Source organism: Ideonella sp. P3_A4 (assembly GCF_056403075.1).
Genome location: NZ_JBFUGE010000894.1, coordinates 1 through 1,928, shown reverse-complemented (window position 1 = coordinate 1,928; position 1,928 = coordinate 1). Strand labels below are relative to the sequence as shown.

General features: G+C 63.7%; 2 protein-coding genes. Both read right to left on the bottom strand.

Annotation, left to right across the window (positions count from 1 at the left end):
- On the bottom strand, nt 1–692 hold a 692-nt coding region (locus AC1DYI_RS34155), incomplete at its 3' end, for a serine/threonine-protein kinase (RefSeq protein ID WP_477208546.1).
- A gap of 230 nt (nt 693–922) precedes the next feature.
- On the bottom strand, nt 923–1,928 hold a 1,006-nt coding region (locus tag AC1DYI_RS34150; RefSeq protein WP_477208545.1), incomplete at its 5' end, for a M4 family metallopeptidase.

Below are 1,928 nucleotides of genomic sequence, written 5' to 3'. Positions count from 1 at the left end.
AGCTTGACCGCGCCTTCGTCGGTGACCAGGATGTTGGCCGGCTTCAGGTCGCGGTGCACCACGCCCTTCTGGTGCGCGTAATGCACCACCGCGCAGACGGTGCGGAACAGCTTCAGCCGTGCCACCACATCCAGGCCTTGGCGCTGGGCGAACACATCGATCGGCGCGCCCACCACGCGCTCCATCACGAAGTAGGGCACGCCTTCTTCGGTGATGCCGCCGTCGAGCACCTTGGCGAGGTTGGGGTGGTCCAGGCTCGCCAGGATCTGCCGCTCGGCCTTGAAGCGGTCGACGAACGACGGGTCGAACTGGCCTTCGCGCATCAGCTTGATCGCGACCTGTTGCTCGTACTGGCCATCGGCACGTTCGGCCAGATAAACCTGGCCCATGCCGCCTTGGGCGATCAGCGAGATCAGCTTGAAGGCGCCGAGGCGCCGCCCCAGCCAGGGCCGCGCCAGATGGGCATCCAGCGCATCCAATGCATCCAGCGCAAGTTCGGCGGGTGCCGCGTCCAGCAGGCTGCGTGACGGCTCGGCCGCCTTCAGCAAGGTATCCAACTCCGCGAGCAACTCAGCGTCACCGTCGGCCTGCTTGGCCACGTAGGCGTGACGCCGGTCGGCCGGCTGCTCCAGCGCATCGGCAAGCAGGCGCTTGATCAGTTGCCAGCGGTCTGCCGGTAGCGGAGCGTTCATGTCACAACGTCCTTTGCGATGCGCGAGGCGTGCGATTCACGCACAGCGCTCGGCCTGCCGCAAGGCTCAAGTGACGTCTCTACGAATACTCGTAGTGCTCGCCGGGTCTCCTGTCTAACCTATGAATGGATGGCCATATCGGCCGTATCACGAGGTGCCCCGAGAACAGCTCGGGGCACCGGCTCGACGGCAGYGACAGGCCGCTCAAGACCAGCCTGTCCTGCCCTCGATCAGGGGCGGTTCACGGCCTTCCAGGCCGATGCCACGGCTTTCGATTCGGCGGAGTTCGCGCCGTACAGGTCGTCCGATGCCTTGATGGTGTCGGTGCGCGCCTTCGCAAAGGTCTCGCTCGACGTCATGTAGACCGTCAACGCCCGGTACCAGATCTTCTCGGCCTTGGCGCGGCCGATGCCACTGACGGTGCCTGAGCCCGTCGCCTTTTTGGTGTTGCCGGAGACGCAGGTCTTCGACGGCGAACCATTGGTGGTGCCTTCGGCGAGCAGGTAGAAGAAGTGGTTGGCGACCCCCGAAGATCCGTGCACATCGAGATTGCCGACGCCGCTGTAGTAACAGTCCGCCGAATAGCCGTCGCTGTTCGGGCTGATCATGTTGCGGGTGTAGGGCTTGTCGAAGTTTTCGCCCAGCAGGTAGTCGGGCTTGTCCGTCGCGTTGTTGGCGTAGAACTCGACCATCGTGCCGAAGATGTCGGACGTCCCTTCATTCAGTCCGCCCGATTCACCGCGGTAGACGAGCTTCGCCGTCCGCGATGTCACGCCATGGGTCATTTCATGGCCGGACACATCCAGGGCCACCAGCGGGCTCATGCGGTTGCCGTCGCCAAAGGTCATGCAGAAGCACCGGTCGTCCCAGAAGGCGTTGTCGTAGTTGCGGCCGTAGTGCACGCGTGACCGGGCGCCATTGCCGTCATCGGCAATACCTTTGCGGCCGTGCACCTTCAGGAAATAGTCCCAGGTCATGTTTTGACCGTAGGCTGCATCGGCCGCGACGGTTTCGTTGCTCCCCTCCGTCCCGTTGCCCCAGACGTTGTCGGGCCCCGCAAACAGCGTTTCGGACGAAGAGCCGTTCTTCATGTCCATGACCTTGTGCTTGCCGCGGGTCATGTCCTGAAGCGTGTATTTGCCGTTCTTCTTGACGTCATGCAGCGGCACCGTGCCCGAGTAGAGCGTCTTGCCCGAGCCGACGTCGTCGGCGGTCATGATGTCGTCCCACTGGTCC